The sequence below is a fragment of the Rhodovulum sulfidophilum DSM 1374 genome (genome assembly GCF_001633165.1).
Taxonomy (GTDB): Bacteria; Pseudomonadota; Alphaproteobacteria; order Rhodobacterales; family Rhodobacteraceae; genus Rhodovulum; species Rhodovulum sulfidophilum.
This window is the reverse complement of record NZ_CP015418.1, coordinates 2,663,764-2,686,620: the sequence shown is the minus strand read 5'-3', so window position 1 is coordinate 2,686,620 and position 22,857 is coordinate 2,663,764. Positions and strand designations below refer to the sequence as shown.

The 22,857-nt window shown below is 66.9% G+C and carries 20 protein-coding genes; 9 read left to right on the top strand and 11 right to left on the bottom strand.

The features are described from left to right. From bamA to pyrH, 7 genes are all read right to left on the bottom strand, one after another. Window positions 1–2,319 carry an outer membrane protein assembly factor BamA gene (bamA, locus tag A6W98_RS12685; RefSeq protein ID WP_081251919.1) on the bottom strand — a complete coding sequence of 773 codons (2,319 nt, stop codon included), beginning with the start codon at window positions 2,317–2,319 and terminating at the stop codon, window positions 1–3. Window positions 2,320–2,727: 408 nt separating this feature from the next. After that, window positions 2,728–4,065, bottom strand: a complete 1,338-nt coding sequence (gene rseP / locus A6W98_RS12680; RefSeq protein WP_042462001.1) for an RIP metalloprotease RseP — start codon at window positions 4,063–4,065, stop codon at window positions 2,728–2,730. Window positions 4,066–4,101: 36 nt separating this feature from the next. Continuing rightward, complete coding sequence (gene dxr, locus A6W98_RS12675; protein ID WP_042461999.1) at window positions 4,102–5,286, bottom strand: 1-deoxy-D-xylulose-5-phosphate reductoisomerase; 1,185 nt, start codon at window positions 5,284–5,286, stop codon at window positions 4,102–4,104. Window positions 5,287–5,291: 5 nt separating this feature from the next. After that, entirely contained in the window at window positions 5,292–6,086 is a 795-nt protein-coding gene (locus A6W98_RS12670; RefSeq protein WP_042461997.1) for a phosphatidate cytidylyltransferase, read from the bottom strand. After that, a complete protein-coding gene (gene uppS, locus A6W98_RS12665; protein ID WP_072071689.1) occupies window positions 6,086–6,811 on the bottom strand; it encodes a polyprenyl diphosphate synthase in 726 nt (241 codons plus the stop codon). Before uppS ends, A6W98_RS12670 begins: the two co-directional genes overlap by 1 nt. A 37-nt stretch (window positions 6,812–6,848) precedes the next feature. After that, window positions 6,849–7,415: a ribosome recycling factor gene (gene frr, locus A6W98_RS12660; RefSeq protein WP_042461995.1), complete on the bottom strand. Its 567-nt coding sequence runs from the start codon at window positions 7,413–7,415 to the stop codon at window positions 6,849–6,851. A gap of 54 nt (window positions 7,416–7,469) precedes the next feature. Next, window positions 7,470–8,207, bottom strand: coding sequence for a UMP kinase (pyrH, locus tag A6W98_RS12655; protein ID WP_042461993.1), 738 nt, complete (start codon window positions 8,205–8,207; stop codon window positions 7,470–7,472). A 42-nt stretch (window positions 8,208–8,249) separates the two neighbouring features. Here pyrH and miaA point away from each other — a divergent pair, with 42 nt between their 5' ends. The 6 genes from miaA to A6W98_RS12625 all read left to right on the top strand — a co-directional run bounded on the left by miaA (window position 8,250) and on the right by A6W98_RS12625 (window position 16,616). Then, on the top strand, window positions 8,250–9,173 hold the full coding sequence (gene miaA, locus A6W98_RS12650; protein WP_042461991.1) for a tRNA (adenosine(37)-N6)-dimethylallyltransferase MiaA: 924 nt from the start codon (window positions 8,250–8,252) through the stop codon (window positions 9,171–9,173). Window positions 9,174–9,276: 103 nt separating this feature from the next. Then, a complete protein-coding gene (locus A6W98_RS12645) occupies window positions 9,277–10,065 on the top strand; it encodes an AraC family transcriptional regulator (protein WP_042461989.1) in 789 nt (262 codons plus the stop codon). A gap of 259 nt (window positions 10,066–10,324) precedes the next feature. After that, on the top strand, window positions 10,325–11,977 hold the full coding sequence (locus A6W98_RS12640) for an ABC transporter substrate-binding protein (protein WP_042461987.1): 1,653 nt from the start codon (window positions 10,325–10,327) through the stop codon (window positions 11,975–11,977). Between the two features lie 27 nt (window positions 11,978–12,004). Further along, complete coding sequence (locus A6W98_RS12635; RefSeq protein ID WP_042461985.1) at window positions 12,005–13,054, top strand: ABC transporter permease; 1,050 nt, start codon at window positions 12,005–12,007, stop codon at window positions 13,052–13,054. Window positions 13,055–13,064: 10 nt separating this feature from the next. After that, window positions 13,065–14,480, top strand: a complete 1,416-nt coding sequence (locus A6W98_RS12630; RefSeq protein ID WP_042461983.1) for an ABC transporter permease — start codon at window positions 13,065–13,067, stop codon at window positions 14,478–14,480. Window positions 14,481–14,534: 54 nt separating this feature from the next. Then, entirely contained in the window at window positions 14,535–16,616 is a 2,082-nt protein-coding gene (locus A6W98_RS12625; RefSeq protein WP_042461981.1) for an ABC transporter ATP-binding protein, read from the top strand. A gap of 408 nt (window positions 16,617–17,024) precedes the next feature. Here the strand turns inward: A6W98_RS12625 and rpsI are convergent, their stop codons facing one another. The 3 genes from rpsI to A6W98_RS12610 form a co-directional block, all read right to left on the bottom strand. Further along, the gene (gene rpsI, locus A6W98_RS12620) at window positions 17,025–17,516 is read right to left on the bottom strand and encodes a 30S ribosomal protein S9 (RefSeq protein ID WP_042461978.1); all 492 of its coding nucleotides are present in this window, start codon (window positions 17,514–17,516) and stop codon (window positions 17,025–17,027) included. Further along, window positions 17,516–17,980, bottom strand: a complete 465-nt coding sequence (rplM, locus tag A6W98_RS12615) for a 50S ribosomal protein L13 (protein WP_042461976.1) — start codon at window positions 17,978–17,980, stop codon at window positions 17,516–17,518. Before rplM ends, rpsI begins: the two co-directional genes overlap by 1 nt. 245 nt (window positions 17,981–18,225) lie before the next feature. Then, window positions 18,226–19,260, bottom strand: coding sequence for a collagen-binding domain-containing protein (locus A6W98_RS12610; RefSeq protein ID WP_042461975.1), 1,035 nt, complete (start codon window positions 19,258–19,260; stop codon window positions 18,226–18,228). Window positions 19,261–19,619: 359 nt separating this feature from the next. Here A6W98_RS12610 and speD point away from each other — a divergent pair, with 359 nt between their 5' ends. From speD to speE, 3 genes are all read left to right on the top strand, one after another. Next, the gene (gene speD, locus A6W98_RS12605) at window positions 19,620–20,126 is read left to right on the top strand and encodes an adenosylmethionine decarboxylase (protein WP_042461973.1); all 507 of its coding nucleotides are present in this window, start codon (window positions 19,620–19,622) and stop codon (window positions 20,124–20,126) included. Window positions 20,127–20,471: 345 nt separating this feature from the next. Then, window positions 20,472–20,783, top strand: a complete 312-nt coding sequence (locus tag A6W98_RS12600; protein WP_052678036.1) for a hypothetical protein — start codon at window positions 20,472–20,474, stop codon at window positions 20,781–20,783. A 46-nt stretch (window positions 20,784–20,829) separates the two neighbouring features. Then, a complete protein-coding gene (speE, locus tag A6W98_RS12595) occupies window positions 20,830–21,690 on the top strand; it encodes a polyamine aminopropyltransferase (RefSeq protein WP_042461971.1) in 861 nt (286 codons plus the stop codon). Between the two features lie 43 nt (window positions 21,691–21,733). Here speE and A6W98_RS12590 read toward each other — a convergent pair whose 3' ends face one another. Continuing rightward, the gene (locus A6W98_RS12590) at window positions 21,734–22,828 is read right to left on the bottom strand and encodes a DUF6456 domain-containing protein (RefSeq protein ID WP_042461969.1); all 1,095 of its coding nucleotides are present in this window, start codon (window positions 22,826–22,828) and stop codon (window positions 21,734–21,736) included. Window positions 22,829–22,857 lie beyond the last annotated feature (29 nt).

Sequence of the window (22,857 nt, the reverse complement as noted above, 5' to 3'; positions counted from 1 at the left end):
TCAGAACTTCGTCGACACAGTGAAGTCGAAGTTCTGCTCCTTGTCGTAATCTTCCTTGATCACCGCATTCGAGAAGTTGAAGCGCAGCGGCCCGATCGGGGTTTTCCAGAACACCGAGAAGCCGACAGCCGAGCGCAGATGGAAGCTGTCATCGATGGCGCCGCCATCGTCGAGCCCCCAGACCGAGCCGAAATCGGCGAAGAGGCCGCCGGTGATGCCGTATTCGGCCGGCAGGCCCAGCGGGAACTCGGCCTCGAACCGGGCCACGGCATACATGTTGCCGCCAAGCGCCTCCTTGTCGGCGCCGTCGCGCGGGCCCAGACCGTTGCCGTCGAAGCCGCGGATCTTGCCATTGAGGAAATAGCGCTCGGTCACCCGGCTTTTCGAATTGCCGAGCATCGACAGCACCCCGCCCTCAAGCTCGGCGCGCAGGGTGACTTCCTCGTTCCAGACCATCTGCTGGGCCCCGGCCAGCGCCGTGGTCTCGACGAATTCGAGATCGCCGCCCAGACCGGCATAGTCCTGGTTGAATTTCAGCACGATCCCCGAATTCGGGTCGAGCCCGCTGCGGCGGGTATCGTAGGTGAAGCCATACCCGATCTTGGAATAGGTCTGACCCGGATCCTCTGCCTCGGCCTGAAGGTAGCTCGACGACCCCTCGTAGTTCTTGAAGGTGTTCTCGCCGACCGCATAGCGCAGCTCGAACCGGCCATTCTCGGAGATCGGGAATTCGAGCGACGGCGAGATCTCGATCTTCTGGGTGTCGTATTCGCTGTCATAGTTGCCGCTGTCGGTCTGGGCATAGGTGGCCGCGAAGCGGAACCGGACATTGCGGCCCAGGAAGGCCGGCTCGACGAAGACAAAGCGCGAGGTGGCGTTGTCGGTGCCGGTATCGAGCCGGAAGCTGAGATACTGGCCGCGGCCGAGGAAGTTGTTCTCGCTGAACGAAAGCGCGGCGCCGGCCCCGTCGATCTGCGAATAGCTCAGACCGAAGGAAAGCGACCCGGTGGGCTGTTCCTCGACATTGACGTCAACGATCATCTGGTCGGGGCTGGTGCCCTCGCGCGCCGAGACCTCGGCATTGGCGAAGAAGCCAAGCGCGCGGAGACGGTCCGCGGTCTGGCGGATCTGACGCGGGTTGAAGGGGTCGCCTTCGACGGTGCGGAACTGGCGCCGCACCACCCGGTCGAGCGTGGTGGCGTTGCCCTCGATATCGATCCGCTCGACGAAGACCCGCGGCCCCTTCTCGACCACGAATTCGACATCGAGCGTCAGGTCGCGGTCATTGCGGGTGATCCGCGGGGTGATGCGGATGAAATTCAGCCCCTTCTGGACGGCAAGCCGCTCCATCCGGGCGACGGTATTCTCGATCGCCAGCGGCGTGTAGGTATCGCCTTCCGAGACCTTTGCCGCGGCCATGAACTCGTCGGGGTCGATCTCGGACAGGTCCGAGCTTGTGGTGACGCTGCCGAAATGGAACTTCTGCCCTTCCCGGATATTGTAGGTCAGCAGATAGGCATCGCGGTTGCGCGTCAATTCGGGCGTGACCGACAGGACCTGGAAATCGACATAGCCGCGGGACATGTAGAAATCCCTCAGCACCTGCTTGTCGAACTCGATCCGGTCGGCGACGAAGGTGTCCGAGCGGATCACGCGCCGCAGGATGCCGGCCTGCTTGGTGCCGAGCGCACGGCGCAGACGGCCTTCGGAATAGGCGCGGTTGCCGACGAAAGAGATGCGCTCGATCTCGACCACGGCACCTTCAACGATCTCGAACACCAGATCGACGCGGTTCTCGGACCGCTCGATGATCTTGGGCGTGACCGTGGCGGCGATGCGGCCGGATTGCTCATAGGCGGCGATGATGGCGGCTACATCGGCCTCGGCGGTGGCAGGCGAATAGACCCGGCGCGACTGGGACTTGATGATCCTTTGCAGATCCTCGTCCTTGATGCGCGCATTGCCCTCGAAGCTGATGCGGTTCACCGTCGGATATTCGGTCACCTTGATGACCAGCGTTCCGCCCTGCGGCACCAGCTCGACGGATTCGAAAAGACCGGTGTCGACAATGGCTTGATAGGCATCGTTCAGCCGCGCGGCCGAAACGGTCTCGCCCCGGCCGATATCGGCATAGGTGGCCACGGTCGAGGCATCGACCCGCTCATTGCCTTCGACGCGCACATTGGAAAAACTGTAGCTCTGCGCCAGGGCAAGTTGCGGCATCCCCGCGCCGAGCCCGACGGCCAGCGCGACGGCCGAGAAGGCGAGGTTTCGAGCCCCCGGCCCGGTGCCGAGAAATCCCTGCGAAGCTTTGGTCATGTACCCGTCCCAAGGTGACGCTTTGTTTCCGCCTTGCTAGCCCGCGGGCGGGGCTTTGTCAAAAGGCCGAAGCCAGGAAAATGACCTAACGTTGCCCCCCTTTCCCCAAAGTGGCGGCGGGCACCGGCCGCGCGGCGGCCCGACGCCCGGAAGGACGCGACCGCTGCGCGATATCCTGCGGCACCAGGACAAGCGCAATCCCGGCAGGAAAGAGCGCCCGGTCCCGGTTCAGATCGGACCGCGATGCCTTCGCCGCTGCGCCCCATACCCAGACTACGTCCGTGCGATATGCGCAGGGGCTGTTCGGTCCGCATCCTGCGCTCCGCCACAGAGAGACGGCCTTCCCTCACATGCCGCATCGGGGCAGCGATCTGACGAAGGAGACCGGCTCCCGCAAAGGGCGGAAGATCAGGGGCAGAAGATGTCGTTGCTGAGCGCGAACACCATCAAGCCGATCAGCAGCGCGAAACCGGCCGCCATCAGAACCCGGAGCGCCTTGTCGCTGGGCGGACGCCCCACCACCGCTTCATAGGCGTAAAACACCAGATGCCCGCCATCGAGAACCGGGATGGGAAACAGGTTCAGAAGCCCGACCGCGGTCGAGAGCATGGCGATGAACCAGACGAAGCTTTCCAGCCCCTGGCTGGCCGCGGCGCCCGAGGATTCGGCGATGCCGAGCGGCCCCGAGAGGTTGCACGAGCTGATCTTGCCCGCGATCATGTGATACAGCCCCGAAAGGCTCGACTGCACGATGAAGCCAAGCTGATCGGCGCCATAGGACAGCGCCTCGAGAGGCCCCGCCATCCGGGTCGCGGGCTCGAAGGCCAGCCCGCCGGTCATGCCGATCAGCCAGCGCGTCTCGAAGCCGCCATCGGCATTGGGCATGTCCATCCGCCTGGGCGTCAGCGACAGGTTCAGCGTCTCGCCATCGCGCCAGACGGTCAGGTCGATGGGCGCGCCCTCCGAGGCGGTCACCACGTCCTGCAACTGGCTGAAGGCCCGGATCGGCTTGCCGTCGATGGCGGTCACCACGTCGCCTTCTTTCAGTCCGACCTCCATCGCGGCCGATTTCGGCTGGATCGCCGAGACCACCGGCGGGAAGGGATAGGGCCCGGCGACCTCCTGTTCGACCCCGTCGCGGCGCACGAGATAGGCGGTCTCGCCATCGACCGGCAGGTCCGCCACGGCATCGTAGAAGGTGCTGTAATCGGGCGTCGCGCGGCCGTCGAGCGCGAGGATCGTGTCGCCCTCGCGAAGCGCGGATTGCGCGGCGGGCAAGCTTTGCAGCTTGCCCACGGTCGGCGGTTCGATGGCGACCCCGCTGACCACCGCCAGCATCGCGAAGACCGCAATCGACAGCACGAAGTTGAACACCGGCCCCGCCGCCACGGTCAGCACCCGCGCCCAGAGCGGCGCGCCATGCATGGTATGGCGCCTGTCATCCGCATCCATCCCGGCCATGGCGGCGGCGTCCTTGCCGCTGGCCCCGTCGGAGTCGCCCAGAAAGCGCACATAGCCGCCAAGCGGCAGCGCCGCGATCTGCCAGCGGGTGCCGCGCCGGTCGACCCGCGAGGCCAGAACCGGCCCGAAGCCCAGCGAGAACACCTCGGCCCGGATCCCGGTCCAGCGGCCGACGATGTAATGGCCGTATTCATGTACGGTGACGATCACCGACAGCGCCACGACGAAGGCAGCGACGGTGAAGGCGGCATTCCCGAAAGAGGGAATCAGCGAAGCGATATCCAATGAATTCCAGCCTTGTTCTTGTTCAGTGCGGCATCTTCAGTGCAGCATCGACCGGACGGTGCGCGCGGCCTCTTCCCGTGCCAGATGGTCCACCCGCAGCACGTTCTCAAGGTCGAGCGCGGAATTCATCAATGCGGTATCGGCGGAAAGCCGGTCAAGAACCTCGGCAACCACGTCCGACATCCGGGTGAATCCGATCTCGCGGGCGAGGAAGGCATCAAGCGCCGCCTCCTTGCCGGCGTTGAAGATCGCCCCGGCCATGCCGCCCGCCTCCATCACCTCGCGCGCAATCCGGAGCGCGGGCCAGCGCGTCTCGCAGGCCGGGCGGAAGGTCAGCCGAGCGATCTTGGTCAGATCGAGCCGCTCGACCGGCAGCGCCGCGCGCTCGGGCCAGTTCAGCGCATAGCCGATGGCATGGCGCATGTCATGCGGACCGACATGGGCCATGATCGCGCCGTCGCGATAGCCGACCATGGCGTGGATCAGGGATTCCGGGTGGACCAGGGCCTCGATCTTATCGGGCGCGATCCCGAAATATTCCTTGGTTTCAATCAGCTCCATGCCCTTGTTGAACATCGAGGCGGAATCGATCGTGATCCGCCGCCCCATCGCCCAGTTCGGATGCGACGAGGCCTGTTCGGGCGTGGCCCTGGCCAGATCCTCGATAGGCCAGTCGCGGAAGGCGCCGCCCGAGGCGGTGATGATCACCCGCTCGACCGCCGCCATGTCCTCGCCCACCAGCGCCTGGAACACCGCCGAATGCTCGCTGTCGACCGGCAGCACCCGCGCGCCATGCTTGGCGGCGGTGCCAAGCAGCAGCGGCCCGGCAGCCACCAGGCTTTCCTTGTTCGCCAGCGCCAGCGTCGTGCCATGTTCAAGCGCCCTCAGCCCCGGCGCCAGCCCGGCAAAGCCCACGATGGCCGACATGAACCAGTCGGCGGGCCGCGCCGCCGCCTCGATCAGCGCGGCCGGACCTGCCGCGGCCTCGACCTCCGATCCGGCCAGCGCCGCCCTCAGGTCGTCCAGACAGTCGTCGAAGGCGGTCACGGCCAGATCGGCCTTCAGCGCGATGGCCTGCTCGGCCAGACGTTTCACGTTCCGGCCGCCGGTCAGCGCGACGATGTCGTAGGTCCCGGCCCCGCCCTGCCGGGTCAGAAGGTCGATGGTGTTTTCGCCGATCGAGCCGGTCGCACCGAATACGGTGATCCGCCGTCTTTGCATGCCGTTCAGAACCTCACTTCAGGGACATAGACAAGCTGAGCCACCAGAAGCATGAACAGGGAGGCGCCCAGCAGACCGTCGAACCTGTCGAACAATCCGCCATGGCCGGGCAAGAGCGACGAGCTGTCTTTCACGCCGACGCGGCGTTTTAGCGCGCTTTCGGCGGCGTCGCCCATCTGGCTGGCAAAGGACAGCGCCATCGAGATCCAGGGCAGATCGGGACCCGCCGTGGTGAAGCTGAGGAAGATCAGCCCGATCAGCATCGCCGCGAACCAGCCGCCCAGGATCCCCGACCAGGTCTTCTTGGGGCTGACCCTGGGCCAGAACTTGGGCCCGCCGATGAAGCGGCCGGCGAAATACCCCGCCACATCGGTCGCGATCACCACGAGGATCAGCCAGACCAGCCAGACGATGCCGTGATCGGCGCGGAAGCTCGCCAGCCCGTAGCCCGTGACCAGCATCGCCATGGCGAAGGCCAGATAGATGCCGCGGTCGCGCGGCAATTGCCAGGCGCCGATCACGCAGGGAATGGCCAGCAGCGGGAAGGCCGCATAGGGCGGCAGAAGCCAGGCGACGAAAACCGTCGCGCCCGAGACCAGCGCCATCTGGATCGGCAGCCGTCCGGACGCGCCCGGCACCATCATCCGCGTCAGTTCCCAGACCATCGTGCCCGAGACCAGCGCCGCGAGCCCGGTGAACCAGGCCCCGCCCAGCCAGACCGCCAGCACGCCGATGGTCGCCATTACCGCTGCCGACCCCAGACGGGGCAGCAGATCTTCCCAGGACCCACCCGAAGCCATCAGCTCAATACCGCTCCATAGCGCCGCTCGCGCGCACTGTAATTGCCGACGATCTCGGCGAAATGCGCCGAGGTGAAATCGGGCCAGAGCACGGGCGTGAATTCATATTCCGCATAGGCCGACTGCCACAGCAGAAAGTTCGAGATCCGCGCCTCGCCGGAGGTCCGGATCACCAGATCGGGGTCGGGCAGCAGGCAGGTATCGAGGAAATGCGCCAGCGTCTCGGCATCCACATCCTCGGGATCGAGCCGCCCGGCCGCCACCTCGCGCGCCAGCCGCTTGGTGGCCCGCGCCACCTCGTCGCGGCCGCCATAATTGATCGCGACCGTCAGGTTCACCTTCTCGTTGCCGGCGGTGATCTTTTCCAGCGCCTGCATCATGCCGACGAGCTTGGGATCGAGCCGGTCGCGGTCGCCGATGAAGCGCACCCGCACGCCCTTTTGCAGAAGCGCCGTCGCCTCCTTCTGGATGTACCGGCGGAACAGCGTCATCAGCCCGGTGACCTCGACCTGGGTCCGGCGCCAGTTCTCGGTCGAGAAGGCGAAGATCGTCAGATAGCGGATGCCCAGATCGGGACAGGCCTCGACGATCTCGCGCACCCGCCGCGCCCCGGCCTGGTGCCCGAAGAGGCGCGGCCGCCCGCGCATCTGCGCCCAGCGGCCATTGCCGTCCATGATGACGGCGACATGGACGGGTCCGCTCTGGTTGTTGTCCTTCGCGGCCACGCCGCCTCCCTTTCCGACCCTGCCGGACCAACCGAGGTCAGACCTGCATGATTTCCTGCTGCTTGGTCTCGAGCGCCTTGTCGACCTGGGCGATGTACTTGTCGGTCAGGGTCTGGATCTCATCATGCCAGATCTTGTTGTCATCCTCGCCCATGCCGGCTGCCTTGGCCTTCTTGAGCTGCTCCATGCCGTCGCGGCGCACGTTGCGCACGGCCACGCGGGCCTGTTCGGCATATTGGGCCGCGACCTTGGTCAGTTCCTTGCGGCGCTCTTCGTTCAGTTCGGGGATCGGCAGCATGATGATGGTGCCGTTGGTCTGCGGATTGATCCCCAGCCCCGATTCCATGATCGCCTTCTCGACCTTGTTCACCATCGACTTGTCCCAGACATTGATGGTGACCATCCGCGGCTCGGGCACGTTGACCGTGCCCACCTGGTTGATCGGGGTCGGCGTGCCATAGGCCTCGACCGTGACCGGGTCGAGCATGCTGGCCGAGGCGCGCCCCGTCCGGAGCGAGGAAAACTCGTGCTTGAGCGACGCCATGGCGCCGTCCATCCGGCGGGTCAGGTCGTCAAGGTCGATATCCAGCTCGTCTTCCGCCATGGTCTCTTCTCTTCCCGTTGCCTCGTGAAGTCGTGTGTTTCGGTTGCTATACCGTTATCCGTGCACGATTGTATAGGTGCCTTGCCCGGCAAGGATGCCGCGGAAGCCGCCCGGCTCGTCCAGGCTGAAGACGATGATCGGCAGGTCGTTGTCGCGCGCCAGCGCGATCGCCGAGGCGTCCATCACCTTGAGATTCTTCACCAGGCAATCGTCATAGCTGATCTCGTCATAGCGCACGGCATCGTCATGCTTGACCGGGTCCTTGTCATAGACCCCGTCGACCTTGGTGCCCTTGAAGATCGCCTCGCAGGCCATCTCGTTGGCGCGCAGCGTCGCCGCGGTATCGGTGGTGAAATAGGGGTTGCCGGTGCCCGCGGCGAAGATGATGACGCGCTTCTTCTCGAGGTGCCGCACCGCGCGGCGGCGGATATAGGGCTCGGCCACCTCGTCCATCCGGATCGCCGAGACCACCCGGCAGAAAACGCCCATCTCTTCCAGCGCCGACTGCATCGCCAGCGCATTCATCACGGTCGCCAGCATCCCCATGTAATCGGCGGTGGTCCGCTCCATCCCCTGGGCCGAGCCCTGCAGCCCGCGGAAGATGTTGCCACCGCCGATCACCATGCAGATCTCGACGCCCAGGTCGCGCACCGCCTTGACCTCGCGGGCGATGCGCTCGACCGTCGGCGGGTGAAGGCCGTAGCCCTGATCGCCCATCAGAGCTTCGCCCGAGATTTTCAGAAGCACGCGGTTATAGGCCGGCTTCGGTTGATCGGCGCTGCCGTCGCTCATATGGTCTGCCTCTGTTTTCAGGAATGTCAGTCGGGCGGCACCATGTCGGAAAAGCGGGACGGGTTCAACGCCCAACAGGTCGGAACCGGGGCGACAGGTCTGCCCGATCTCGACCCTGACCGGCCGGTTCTGATCGCGGGGCCGACCGCCAGCGGCAAGTCGGCGCTGGCGCTGGCCATCGCCGAGGCGCAGGGCGGCGTGATCGTCAATGCCGATGCGCTGCAGGTCTTCGAGGGCTGGCAGGTGCTGACCGCGCGCCCCGGCCCGGACGAGACGGCGCGGGTGCCGCATGCGCTTTACGGCCATGTCCCGTTCACGGCGGATTATTCGGTCGGCCATTGGCTGCGCGATCTGGCGCCCCTGCTGGAAGGCCCCGAACGCCCGATCGTGGTCGGCGGCACCGGGCTATACTTCACCGCACTGACCGAGGGGCTGGCCGAGATCCCGCCGACCCCGCCCGAGATCCGAGCCGAGGCCGACCGGCGCCTGGCCTCCGAGGGGCATGAGGCGCTGCTTGATGCGCTCGATGCCGACACCCTTGCGCGGATCGACCGGCGGAACCCGGTCCGGGTGCAGCGCGCCTGGGAGGTGCAGCAGGCCACCGGCCGCGGGCTTGCCGCCTGGCAGGACGAGACCCCGCCCCCGCTGCTGCCGCCCGGCGCCGCGCAGCCCATGGTGATCGAAGCCGGGCGCGACTGGCTGAATGCCCGGATCGATGCGCGCTTCGAGCGGATGATGGCGGAGGGTGCGCTGGAGGAGGTCCGGGCCAACCTGCCCCGCTGGGATCCGGCGCTGCTCTCGGCCAAGGCCATCGGCGCGCCCGATCTGGTGGCGTATCTGCGGGGCGAGATGCCGCTTGCCGAAGCCATCGCCGCCGCCAAGACCGCCTCGCGCCAATATGCCAAGCGACAGCGCAGCTGGTTCCGCTCGCGGCTGGGAAACTGGCCGCGCCGGCCTGCGGGCTGAACCGCCCTCCCCCGCCCGGGCATGCTTTACCGGTCCTCCGAATCGGACCAAGATCGGCGCGCTGCTAAGCTTTGCGCCCCCCTTGCGCCCGGGATTTTTCTTGATGTCGCTGTTTTCCGAACTTCGCCTGGTTCCGTTCTCGCGCCTGACCAATGGCAGCCGGTGGCGGGTAGAGGCGATGCGGAGCTATTCGGCGCCACAGCTTCTCTGGATCACCAAGGGCCAGGGCCGGATCACCGTCGGCGGCGTCACCCGGGGCTATGGCGCCCATAACGCCGTCTTCATCCCGGCACACACCATGCATGGCTTCGAGATGACAAGCCAGGTCTACGGCACCGGCATCGTCTTCGCGGGCCTGCCCGATATCGAGCTGCCCGAGGGGCCGCATCACCTGCGCATCCGCGACGGCGCGGTGCAGGCCGAACTGACGTTTCTGGTCGAGAGCCTGCAGCGCGAACTTGAAGGCAAGCGGCCCGAAGCCCGGCGTGCGATCCGGCATCTCGCGGGGCTGGTCTCGGTCTGGCTCGACCGTCAGATCGCCCTGGACGAGGCCGGGACCGGCCGCCCCGATCCCGCGCGCAGGCTGGCCTCGGGCTTCGCCGCGCTGGTCGAGAAGGACTTCCGCTCGGCCAGGTCCGTCTCGGACTATGCGGCCGCGCTGGGCGTGACGCCCACCCATCTGACGCGGGTCTGCAACCGCACCTGCGGGCGCAGCGCCTCCGAGCTTCTGGCCGAGCGCAAGATCAGCGAGGCAAGGCGGCTTCTGGCCGATACGAGGGCGCCGATCAAGGAAATCGCCTCGGCGCTTGGCTATGCCTCGCCCGCCTATTTCACCCGCGCCTTCCAGGCCCGGGCGGGCGCCTCGCCCAGCCGGTTCCGCAAGGGTCACTGACGCGATGCGGGTATCGGGCCCGCGACAACGGCTGATCTGCGCAGGGCTTGCGCGGGGCGTTCCCCGGAACCGAAGCCGAGGGTTGCATCGCCGGGGGATGTCGTCTTTGCTGAACCATATGCCGTGAGAGGCGACGGACGCAGGGAAGGTCCGGACGATCGCGGCGCCCCAGAGCCCCGTGCGCCCGCGCGCGCGGCCAGGCAAAGCCGCCCCGGCCGCTCGCGCCAGGTGCGGCGCGTTCGACAGGGAGATCCGAGCCATGACCACGCCGTCCGACCGCCCCGACCGGCCCCATCCGGCCGCAGAACTCTATGCGCGCGAATATCGGGCGGGCCTGATGGACCGGCGCGAGTTTCTGGGCCGGGCGACGGCGCTGGGCCTGAGCGCGGGCGCGGCCTACGGGCTGATCGGCCGGCCTGCCCCCGCCCGCGCCCAGCCCGCGCCCCGTCGGGGCGGCACGCTGCGGATCCAGATGGATTGCCGCGAGCTTTCCGATCCGCGGACCTATGACTGGTCGGAAAAGGCCAACGAGAGCCGCGGCATCGTCGAATACCTGGCCGAGCTGAAACGCGACGGCACCCTGCGCCCGATGCTCTTGGAAAGCTGGCAGGCCAATGGCGACGCCACCGAATACACGCTGAAGCTCCGCCCCGGCGTGACCTGGAACACCGGCGAGGCCTTCACCGCCGAGGATGTGGCGGCGAACCTCGCGGGCTGGTGCGACAGCTCGGTCGAAGGCAATTCCATGCCGTCGCGGATGGCGGCCATGGTCGAGAACGGCCAGGCCGCCGAGGGCGCCATCGAGATCGTCGACGATCTGACCGTCCGGCTGCACCTTCTGCGCCCCGACGGCACGCTGATGTTCGGCATGACCGACTATCCGGCCGCGGTGATGCATCGCGACAGGATCGGCACCTCGGTCGCCGATCACGGCATCGGCACCGGCGCCTACATGTTCGAGGAGTTCAGCGTCGGGGAACGCATCGTCCTGGTCCGCAATCCCGAGCACAGCTACTGGGGCGACGGCGCCTGGCTCGACCGGATCGAGTTTCTCGACTATGGCACCGACCCGGCCGCCTGGCTTGCGGGCGCCGATGCGGGCGAGTTCGACATGACCTATGAGACGGTGTCGGATTTCATCGACATCTTCACCGCGCTGGGCTGGGTGGAAAGCACGGTCGGCACCTCCTCGACCGTGGTGATCCGGGCCAATCAGGAGGCCGAGATCGAGGGCATCCGGCCCTATGCCGATCCGCGCGTGCGCCGGGCGCTGGCGCTGGCGGTCGACAATGCGGTGCCGCTGGAGCTGGGCATCTCGGGGCGCGGCCGGGAATCGCGCAACAACTTCCATGTCGCGCCGGGGGTGCATCCGGACTATGCCGAGATCGCGCCGCACCGGCAGGACATCCCCGAGGCGCTCCGGCTGATGCGGGAGGCCGGGATGATGGAGTATGAGCACGAGCTGATCTCGATCGACGACGATTACCGCAAGAACACCACCGATGCGGTCGCGGCACAGCTCCGCGATGCGGGCTTCAAAGTGCGGCGGACGGTGCTGCCGGGCTCGACCTTCTGGAACGACTGGACCAGATATCCGTTCTCCTCGACCAACTGGAGCCACCGCGAGACCGGCATCCAGATGCTGAACCTCGCCTATCGCTCGACCGCGGCCTGGAACGAAACCGGCTTTCGCAATGCCGACTTCGACGCGCTGCTGGACCAGGCGACCGCCATTGCCGACGATACCGCCCGGCGCGAGGTGATGGCGCGGCTCGAACAGATGATGGTCGATGAGGGCGTCGCGATCATCCCCTATTTCCGCTCGCTCTACCGCCATGCCCGCGAGGGCGTGCTGAATGCCGGGATGCATCCGAAATACGAGATCAACGTCCACCATCTGGGCTGGGCCTGATCCGGCGCGCCTGTGCGAGGGAGCGGCATGATCGGGTTCATTCTCGGGCGTCTGGGAGCCATGGTGCTGAGCGCGCTCTGCATGAGCTTCGTCGTCTTTATGCTGACCAATCTCGCGCCCAATCTCGAGAAGCTTGCCAAGACCCAGGCCGGCGCGCGGATCACCGATGCCGAGGTCGCGCGCTGGCTCGAGAAGAACGGCTATGCCGAACCGATGCTGAGGCGCTATGGCGAATGGCTGGGCGTGCTGCCTGCGGCAGGCGCGACCGATGCGGCGGGAAAGCTCCTGGGCGGGCGCTGCCTGCGCGGCCGTCCCGACCCTGCGCCCGCGCCCCGCTTCTGCGGCGTGCTGCAGGGCGACTGGGGCTATTCTACCAAGTTTCGCCAGCCGGTGGCCGGGGTGATCGCCGAACGGCTGAAGCGGACCGGGGTCCTGATGGGCTGGGCCTTCGCGGTAATGGTCCCGCTTGCGCTGGCGATCGGGGTGCTGGCCGGGATGCGCGAGGGCTCGGCGCTCGACCGTGGGCTGTCGACATTCTCGATCGCCACGACCTCGACGCCGGAATATGTCTCGGGCGTGATCTTCGTCGCGCTCTTCGCCTCGTCCATGGTCGGGCTGAAATGGTTCACGGGCTCGGCGAAATCGGCGGTCGACGGCGTGACATTCCATAACTTCACCCTGCCGGTCGTGACGGTGGCGCTTTACGGCATGGGCTATATCGCCCGCATGACGCGGGCCTCGATGGCCGAGGTGATGACGGCGCAATATATCCGCACCGCCCGGCTGAAGGGGCTGAGCTTTCGCGCCGTGGTGCTGCGCCATGCGCTGCGGAACGCGCTGATCGCGCCCTTCACGGTGATCATGCTGCAATTCCCCTGGCTCCTGACCGGGGTGGTGATCGTCGAGGCGCTGTTCGTCTATCCGGGCTTCGGCGATGCGCTGGTCCAGGGCGCGCAGAACAACGACATCGACCTCTTGCTGGCGGTCTCGGTGGTGGCGGTGATCGTGGTGCTGGCGACGCAGCTTCTGTCCGATATCGGCTATGCGGCTCTGAACCCGCGGATCCGCGTGGCATGAGGGGGCCGGGATGGAGCGGCTGAGCTGGACCGGCGCGCTGGGCCCCTGGCTGGTCCCGGCGCTGGAGACCGCGCTGGTCGTCCTGACGCTTGCCGCGCTCGCCCATCCGGTCGCGCTGCTGGCCGGGGGCCGGATCGCCCCGGGGTCCGAGGCTGCGCGGTTCCGCCCCGGCAAGGCGGCGCGGGTGACGGGTGGGCTTTTCCGCCTGTCGCTCGGGGCCGTGGCGGCGGTGATCCTGGCCTTCGTGATCGGCGGGATGCTGGCGCCGCCCGAGGCGAAGGGCATTCTGGGGCGGATCGCGACCCGGCTCTGGCCGGTCTGGCTGTCGCTTGGGGCGAGCCTCGCGCTGATCGCGCTGTTCCGCAGACGGCTGGGCCTGCTCGGCCACCTGCCGGGCAACCCGGCCGGCGCTGTCGGGCTCGGGCTGGTGCTGTTCTGGATCTTCGCCGCGCTTTTCGCCGGGCAGATCGCGCCGTTCGACCCGGTCACCGACGTGATTGCGGGCATGAAGAACAAGCCGCCCGGCACCCCCCTGCCCGGCCATGACGGCACAGCCTATGGCTACTACCTTCTCGGCGGCGACGCGCTCGGACGCGATGTCTTCTCGCGCGCGGTAAGCGGCGCGCGGGTGGTGCTGGCGATTGCGCCCGCCGCGACCGTCTTCGCCTTCATGGTGGGGATCACGCTCGGGCTGCCGGCCGGCTATCTCGGCGGCCGCCTGGATACGGGGCTCACCTTCCTCGCCAATCTGGTGCTGGCCTTTCCGGTGATCCTGCTTTTCTTCCTGCTGGTGACGCCCGAGATCGTGGCGATGGGCGTGCCGCGCTACATGGCGGGAGTGCTGTTCCTCTTCCCGCTGATCTTCCTGACGATCCTGTGGAAGTCGCGCTTCCGGACCCGCCCGCCGCTCTGCGCCGGACTGATCGCGACAACGCTGGTCCTGGGCGGCTGGCTTTATGCCGGGCTCGCCTGGGATGCCGATCCGCTGGGGCTCGTGGCCTTGCCCCCGGGCGCGCTGATCGTCTTCGTCTCGGTGGTCTTCGTCAACGCGCCTTCGGTGTTCCGGATCGTGCGCGGACTGACGCTCGATCTCCGCAGCCGCGATTACGTGGCCGCGGCGCAGACCCGCGGCGAGGGAGCGTGGTACATCATGCTGTGGGAGATCCTGCCCAATGCGCGCGGGCCGCTGCTCGTCGATTTCTGCCTCAGGATCGGCTACACCACCATCCTTCTGGGCACGCTCGGCTTCTTCGGTCTCGGCCTGCCGCCCGAAAGCCCCGACTGGGGCACGTCGATCAATGCCGGCAGGGGGCTTCTGCAATTCGTGCCGTTTCCGCCGCTGGTGCCCGCGATTGCGATCATGAGCCTCGTTCTGGGCCTGAACCTGCTTGCGGACGGGCTCCGCGAGGAAAGCCTGAAGGATTGACGCGATGACGAATTTTCGTCGAAAATTCGTGCCCCTTACCGAGCGGATCGCCGGATGACCGAGCCGCTCCTTGTCATCGACCGGCTTTCCATCGGGTTTTCCTCGCGCAAGGGCGACATTCCCGCGGTCGAGGCATTCTCGCTCTCGATCTCCGCCGGTGAGGCGGTCGGACTCGTGGGCGAATCAGGCTGCGGCAAATCCACCGTCGCGCTCGGCATCCTGCGCGATCTCGGCCCGAGCGGCCGCATCACCGGCGGCACGATCCGCTTTCGCGGACGCGACCTCGGCCAGCTTCCGGCCGCCGAGCTCCGCCGCATCCGCGGCAACGAGATCGCGATGGTCTACCAGGAGCCGACGGCAAGCCTCAACCCGGCGATGCGGATCGGCCGCCAGCTGATGGAGGTGCCGATGCTGCACCGCCGCGCCTCGCGCGCCGAGGCAAGGGCATTGGCCGAGGCGATGGTCGCCGATGTCGGCCTGCCCGATCCCGGCCGCATCCTGAACGCCTATCCGCACCAGCTTTCCGGCGGACAGCAGCAACGGATCGTGATCGCGATGGCGCTGATGTCGCGACCGGACCTGCTGATCCTCGACGAGCCGACCACCGCGCTCGACGTGACCGTCGAGGCGGCCATCATCGACCTGATACGCGGCCTCGGCCGGAAATACGGCACCGCCCTTCTCTTCATCTCGCATAATCTCGGCCTGATAGGCGAGGTCTGCGACCGGATCTGCGTGATGTATTCGGGCGAAGCGGTCGAGCGGGGCCCGGTGCGCCAGGTCTTCGAGCGGATGCGTCACCCCTATACACAGGCGCTCTTCCGCTCGATCCCGCGACCCGGCAGCGACAAGACCACGGGGCGGCTCGAGACCATCCCGGGCAGTTTCCTGATGCCGCAGGACCGCCCCCGTGGCTGCAACTTCGCGCCCCGCTGCGCCCATGCCGTCGCCGGGCTCTGCGACGCCACCGAAATCGCCATGCGGCCGGTGCCCGACCCCACGACCCGTCAAAGCGGCCATGAGGCGCGTTGCCTCCGTTTAGAGGAGATCGACTGGCAAAGCCGCGCCTCCCGACCGGCAAACGCGCCCCAAGGCGGGGTCGGGCCGCCGGTGCTGACCGTCACCGATCTGCGGAAACACTATGAGGTCTCCTCCGGAGGCCTGTTCGGGCCCCGCCGTCGCGCGCTTCTCCGCGCCAATGAGACCGTCAACTTCGAGGCCCGCACCGCCGAGACGCTGGCCATCGTCGGCGAATCCGGCTGCGGCAAGTCCACCCTTGCCAGGGTGCTGCTCGGGCTCGAGACCGCGACCGCCGGGCAGATGCTGCTGGACGGTCACGAGTTGCAGAACACCCCGGTGCAGAAGCGCAAACGCCGGACCGTCGCAGATCTGCAGATGGTGTTTCAGAACCCGTTCGACACGCTCAACCCTGCGCAGCGGGTCGGCCGCCAGATCCTGCGTGCGCTCGAGGTCTTCGGCATCGGCAAGAGCGGCCGCGCGCGACGCGAACGGATGTTCGAGCTGCTCGATCTAGTCGGGTTGCCGCGCGATTTCGCCGATCGCATGCCGCGCCAGTTGTCGGGCGGGCAGAAGCAGCGCGTGGGCATCGCCCGCGCCTTTGCCGGCAATGCCCGCATCGTGGTGGCCGACGAGCCGGTCTCGGCGCTCGATGTCAGCGTCCAGGCGGCGGTGACCGATCTGCTGATGGAGATCCAGCGCGCGCACCGGACCACACTGATCTTCATCTCGCATGACCTCTCGATCGTGCGCTATCTCGCCGACCGGGTGATGGTGATGTATCTCGGCCATGTGGTCGAGATCGGCCCCACGGCGGAGGTCTTCGCGCCGCCCTACCACCCCTATACCGAGGCGTTGCTCTCGGCGGTGCCGGTCCCCGATACGCGCATCGAGAAGACCCGGATCGTGCTTGAGGGCGAGGTGCCCTCGGCCATGAACCCGCCGCCCGGCTGCCCGTTCCAGACCCGCTGCCGCTGGGCGCAGAGGGTTCCGGGCGACCTATGCTCCCGCGAATTGCCGCCGATGGTCGAGCTTGGGCCCGGCCATTCCATCCTCTGCCACCTTCCGCCCGAGACGCTCGACGAGATGGAGCCGGTCTTCCGCAGCGCGGCCGAATAGCAGGGCAGCAGCCTTCGCCGTCCATGCGAGGCGCCGTGACCTTTCAGGCGATTGCCTTCATCCTTGCAAAGTCTCGCGTCCTGCTCTGCTGTCGCAGGCGATCAGGCGATCAGGCGATCAGGCGTTCCGAGCGAAGGCCCCTTCCCGGTTGCTGGCGACAGCACGCTTGGCAAGGCCGACATGATCGCGCAGGCCGATCCGGACGGTAGCGCCCGTCCCTTTCCGGCACCTCGCCCCCGCGCCGAGGCGCGAAGACGACCTGATCCGCGGATCCAAACGCGCGCTGATCTCCGACCGGGTCCCGCGGGCGATGCCCGGCCGTCATGCAAGGAAGCGTTGACGGTCCGGCCCGCAAAGGAAAAGGGCCGCACCTTTCGGCACGGCCCTTCGAAATCCGGAAAACGCGGATCAGCGTTTCGAGAACTGGAAGCTCCGGCGGGCCTTGCGGCGGCCGTATTTCTTCCGTTCCACGACCCGGCTGTCGCGGGTCAGGAAGCCGGCCGCCTTGAGCGCGCCGCGCAGGCTCGGATCGTAGAGCTGCAGCGCCTTCGAGATGCCGTGCTTGACCGCACCGGCCTGCCCCGACAGGCCGCCGCCCGCAACCGTCGCCATCACGTCGAACTGGTCCTCGACACCGGCCACGGTGAAGGGCTGGCGCAGGATCATCTGCAGCACGGGACGCGCGAAATAGGCGTTGATGTCCTTGCCGTTGACGGTGACCTTGCCGGAACCCGGCTTGATCCAGACACGGGCGACCGCGTCCTTCCGCTTGCCGGTGGCATAGGAACGGCCGAGCGAATCGCGAACCGGTTCACGGGGCGTATCCTCGTCCGCCGAAGCGGCAGGCGTGCCGGACACGACCGACTGCAGCTCGTCGAGAGATTTGATTTCTTCGGCCATCACGCGCTCCGGGTGTTCTTCGAGTTCATGGACTTGACGTCCAGCACTTCGGGATTCTGGGCCTCGTGGGGATGCTCGGCCCCGGCATAGACGCGCAGATTGGTCATCTGCTGGCGGCTCAGGCGGTTGCCCGGCAGCATGCGCTTGACGGCGGCAGTCACGACGCGCTCGGGATGGGCGCCTTCGAGGATCTGCGCGGCGGTGCGGTGCTTGATCCCGCCCGGATGGCCGGTATGCCAGTAGTATTTCTTGTCGCTGCGCTTCTTGCCCGTCATCTGCACCTTGTCGGCATTGATGACGATCACGTTGTCGCCCATGTCCATGTGGGGCGTGAAGGACGGCTTGTGCTTGCCGCGCAGACGCATGGCGATGATCGAGGCAAGACGGCCGAGAACGACGCCCTCGGCGTCGATCACGATCCATTTCTTCTCGATATCCGCCGGGGTAGCGGTAAAGGTTTTCATTGGCTCTGCCCTGTATCGGCTGAAAGATCGGCCCGGGAACGGTGGACCGCCCCGGAACTCGGATGGACGCTTTCTAAGCATTTCCCCGCGCAGGTCAAGAGCGCTGACGCCTGATTAATCATTATAATTCATGCGCTTATGAATTAGGTATCAGAATACCCCATTTCCAGGCACATCAGGTCGCCCCGAAATGCAGGACGCCGGCCCTTTCCGGCCGGCGCCCGCCATTTGAAGCCGCTGTGGGCTCAGCTCGGGCGGCGGCGCATCAGCCCGACCAGGCCGAGGCCCGCGGCAAGCATCGGCAGCGTGGCCGGAAGCGGAACCGGGGCCGGATCGGTCGGAGGCAGCTCGCCCGCGAAGGGCTGAAGATGAACCTGACCGCGCAGAACGGCCGAGGCCGCGAAGACATTGCCCTCGATGGCCGTCGAATTGGTCAGCGCGGCATTGCCGGCCAGCACCGTTCCATAGACCATCCGATCGATATCGACCGCGGTCGCCTCGTAGAAATTCCAGATGATGCGCTGGCCGTCGGCGGCCTGCAGGCCCAGCAGATTGTCCTCGAACAGGATCGAAGACCCCGACACATTCAGGATCAGGGTGTCGGTCGCGCCCAGGCTGAAATCGATCTGACCGATGGCGCCGCCGAAATCGGAGATATCGAAATTGTAGACGTTGAGCCCGCCGCTGGTGGCGTCGATGTTCAGCGTGTTGCCGCCGCTGACCGTGGCGGCTCCGGTCGCTGCAAGCGCCGACAGATCCTCCGACGCCCTGTTCAGGGTTTCGACCATGTCGGTCGGGAACAGCGCCTCGAAACCGGGATCGCCCGCAAGTCCGCTTTCGACCCGGACACCGTCGAAGGTGGGCGTTTCCTTGTTGTTGATATTCTGTCTCGTGCTCTCCGACAGCGTCCCGCCGACCAGCACCTCGCCGGTCCGCTCGACCCCGAACTGCACGGTATCGACAGAGACGTCGCCCCGGACCGCCAGGGTGGTTCCGCCGGAGCCGACCCGAATGCTGCCCGGCCCGCGCGCATTGCCCTCGACGATCACGTCGGGATAGGCCGAGACCGGCATGTCGCGATTGGCGAAATCGGCCTTGCCCGAGGTTTCCAGATTGCCGCCGACATAGGCGCGGCCGTAATTGTCCTGGTTGGTGTCGAGATCGCCGGCGGTCACGATCGAGAATTGCGAGAGGATCTCCGATGCCGACAATGTCGCCGCGGGCGCAGCCGCTCCAAGAGAGACCGCCAACGCGGCCCCGAGCAGGAATTCCGTTTTCATATCAAGTCGTCTCCAAAAGAACTTATACAAATGGCTGACCGCCGCGGCCCCACCCGGAACGGCCCCCATGCGTTGGTTTTAATCGTTCAAACTTGACCCGACAAGAATTTCCCATGGCCTCCGCTTCTGCGAGACGCCGTCACGTCATTGCCCCGTCACGCCCCCGACGCGGCCGCCGCAAGACAGATTTCTGCACGACTCGCGGCGCTTTCTGGGCTTTTTCCAGAATTTGCTATTGATCGAATCCCCAACCTTCCATAGGTGACGCAAACGATCGGACCCGATCCCAACTTCGGATCTTCCCGGGGGGGCGCTAAGGGACCGGCTGGATTCAATCTACTGGTAAGAAGGGGCGCGCCATGTCTGACGCCAACCTCTTCCGACTGGGGATCGGTCTGGAGACAGGCGCCCATGCGGAAGATCACCACGGCCACCCGGCCGTCGACGCCACTCGCGACGTCTTCGACGTTGCGCGTGACGACCATTTCATTCGCCGTGAAGGCCGGATCTTTGCCGGCACCCATCTGATCATCGAGGTGGTCGATGGCGACGGTCTCGATGACGAGGACCGGATCCAGAAGGCGTTCCGCGACTGCGTCGACGAATGCGGCGCGACGCTTCTGCATATCCACACGCACAAGTTCAGCCCGCAGGGCGTAAGCGGCGTGGCGGTGCTGGCCGAAAGCCATATCTCGGTGCATACATGGCCCGAGATCGGCTATGGCGCCTTCGACGTCTTCATGTGCGGCGATGCCGAGCCCTGGCGGGCGGTCGAGGTGTTGCGCGCGGCCTTCGATGCGGGCGACGTCCGGGTCAAGGAGCTGCTGCGCGGCGAGGACGTGGTGGCCGCGCGCGTCGCGGCCTGACCGCGGGGACGACGTGCTCATCGCTGACAGAACGGGCGCGCTGCCTCGCGGCGCGCCTTGTTTTAATAGGCCCATATCCTGCAACAGATGCGGTGACAGCCCGGCAAGGTCGGCACGAGGCGCAGCAGCTTCCGAGCCAATGCGCGCAGATCCGGCCCGGCGCGCGGCGGATCGACGGCCCTGCACTCCGGCCGTCATGCCTGTCGGTCTCTTTCCCCTTGAGGCGGTCTGCCGAACGGCCCCCGAGCCATTCATTCTCCCGGAACAGGCGGTCCGGCGCTTCCCGAGGGGCACGCACAGGGCTTTCGGCTTGCCCCCGAAGCCAAGGCCCGGAAGGCTTGCGCCATGAAGGATGGCCCCGACATTTCGCCCATCATCGCCGCACGGATCGACGCCCCGAGACGCGCCTCTATCCTGACGGCGCATCTGGCGGGACGGGCGTTGAGCACGGCCGGGATCACCCCCGCCGTCGCCTCGGGGCATCTGCCACCGCAAGCCGAGGCCGGGCCGATCCGGCCGCGCAAGCAGAACCGCCACCGCCATTTCGCGCTGGCCCGGGACGCGGCCGACAGGCTGAGCCGTCCCCTGCTGCACGAGCACCATCTGCATCCGACCCCGGCGGGCGCGCATGCCCCGGCCGGGGCCTTTCAGACCTGAGCCCAAAACCGGGTCTTCCAAACGATAGAAGTCAAGGAGCAACGCAATGACAGACACCCCGATCCCGGGCTGGACCCTCGAACGCCTGCACAAGGGCTATGGCCAGGCGCTGCAGGAGACCGAGGTGTTCTATGACAGCCAGACCGAACACCAGCGGCTGAGGGTCTTCGACAATCCGAGTTTCGGCCGGGTGATGACGCTGGACGGCGTGGTGCAGGTGACCGAGGCCGACAATTTCATCTATCACGAGATGCTGACCCATGTGCCGATCCTCGCCCATGGCGCGGCCAGGCGGGTGCTGATCGTCGGCGGCGGCGATGGCGGGATGGCGCGCGAGGCGCTGCGCCATGCCTCGGTCGAGGAGGTCACCATGGTCGAGATCGACGCGGGCGTGGTCGAATTCTGCAAGACCTACCTGCCCGGCATCAGCCAGGGCGCCTTCGACGACCCGCGGCTGAACCTGGTGATTGATGACGGCGCCGCCTTCATGCGCAATACCCAGCAGAAATACGACGTGATCGTCATCGATTCCACCGATCCGGTCGGCCCGGGCGAGGTGCTGTTCACCGACAGCTTCTACGGCCATGCCAAGCGCGCGCTGACCGAGGGCGGCATCCTGGTGACGCAGAACGGGGTGCCGTTCGTCCAGGGCAAGGAACTGACCAATTCGATGCGCGCCTTCAAGGCGCTCTTTGCCGACTGGGGATGCTACCTGGCAACGGTGCCGACCTATGCCGGCGGGCCGATGGCCTTCGGCTGGGGCACCGACGGGCCGGGGCGTGCGGTCACCCTGGCCGAGCTCGAGGCCCGGGCGGCAGCAGCCGGGCTCTCGACCGAGTATTATACGCCCGAGGTCCACAAGGCCGCCTTCGCGCTTCCGGGCTATGTCCGCCGCCTGATGCCCTGACCCCGGGCGGCGACGACCGGGGCCGTCGACAGGGCGGCTCCGGCTAGCCGATCATGCCGCCATGATCGCCAAGGGTCTCGTAATGCCGCTTGAGCCGCTGCAAAGCGATCCTGAGCACGATCTTGCCCGAGCGGGCCGACCAGCCCATGCGCTTCTCGGCCTGTTCCAGGCCCTCGAGGAAACAGCAGCAGCGCAGCGCCACATCGCCAAGCCCCGGTCCCAGCTCGCGCAGGGCGGCATTCACCCGCGCCCGTGCCGCGCTCGCCCCCTCGGCCGGACCGTCATGGCCGAAAAACGCGCCGCGATCGCCGCCGGTCAGGAACCGGTCCCAGTTCTGCGCCACCCGCGGGCCAAGCTGGGCCACCTCGAAATCCTCCCGCAAGCGCTCGCCCGCCGCGACCAGATCATGGGTCAGGAAGGGCTTGCCGTCCTTTTCCTTGCGCCGCGCCAGTATCGACAGCGGCGACTCGGCCCGGTTGAAGCGGATCCGTTCGGCCCGCGCCGTCTTGCCCTCGTCCCAGTCGCGATGCTGCTCGGCAAAGGCCGAGGCCGGCTCGGTGGCGCCGTCGCGACGCGCGGCCTCGCGCGCCTGCAGCCGCTTCAGCGCCGCCCGCCCCGCCGTGCTGATATCATAGATCGTGACCCGGCCGCGGTTGCGGCAGACGATCCAGTCCTTCAGCGCGAAGGCCTCGGCAACAGAGCGGTCCACGACCGCCGTCCGCGTCGTCTGGCCTTCGGCACTTTCACGCAGGATCGCGGCCTTCTCCATGTCGCGGGCAACGGCCATGAACGAACCCGGTTCGTTCAGGCGCCGCAGGATGCGCAGCGCCTCGCGACTGATCGTGGCCTCGTCCGCCACCGGACGACACGAACGCATTGTCGAGGACATGTAGGGAGTCTCCTTGTGGGATTCGGGCTGGGCGACCTGACCGCCAAGGCGGCTCAGCGCATCGTCGATCAGGGGATCGTCGCGCCGGGTCTCGACCCGACGCACCTGCCGCATCACGGTCGAGGGATGACACCCCTCGATCCGGGCAAGGGCGCGCAGCGACACGCCCCCTTCGGTATGCGCCAGATAGAGCCGCGCTGCCTGGGGCAGCCATGCCGGCGCGGATTGCAACTGGCGATGCGTAACCACTGCACACCCTCCTTCGGCTCTCTGGAAAT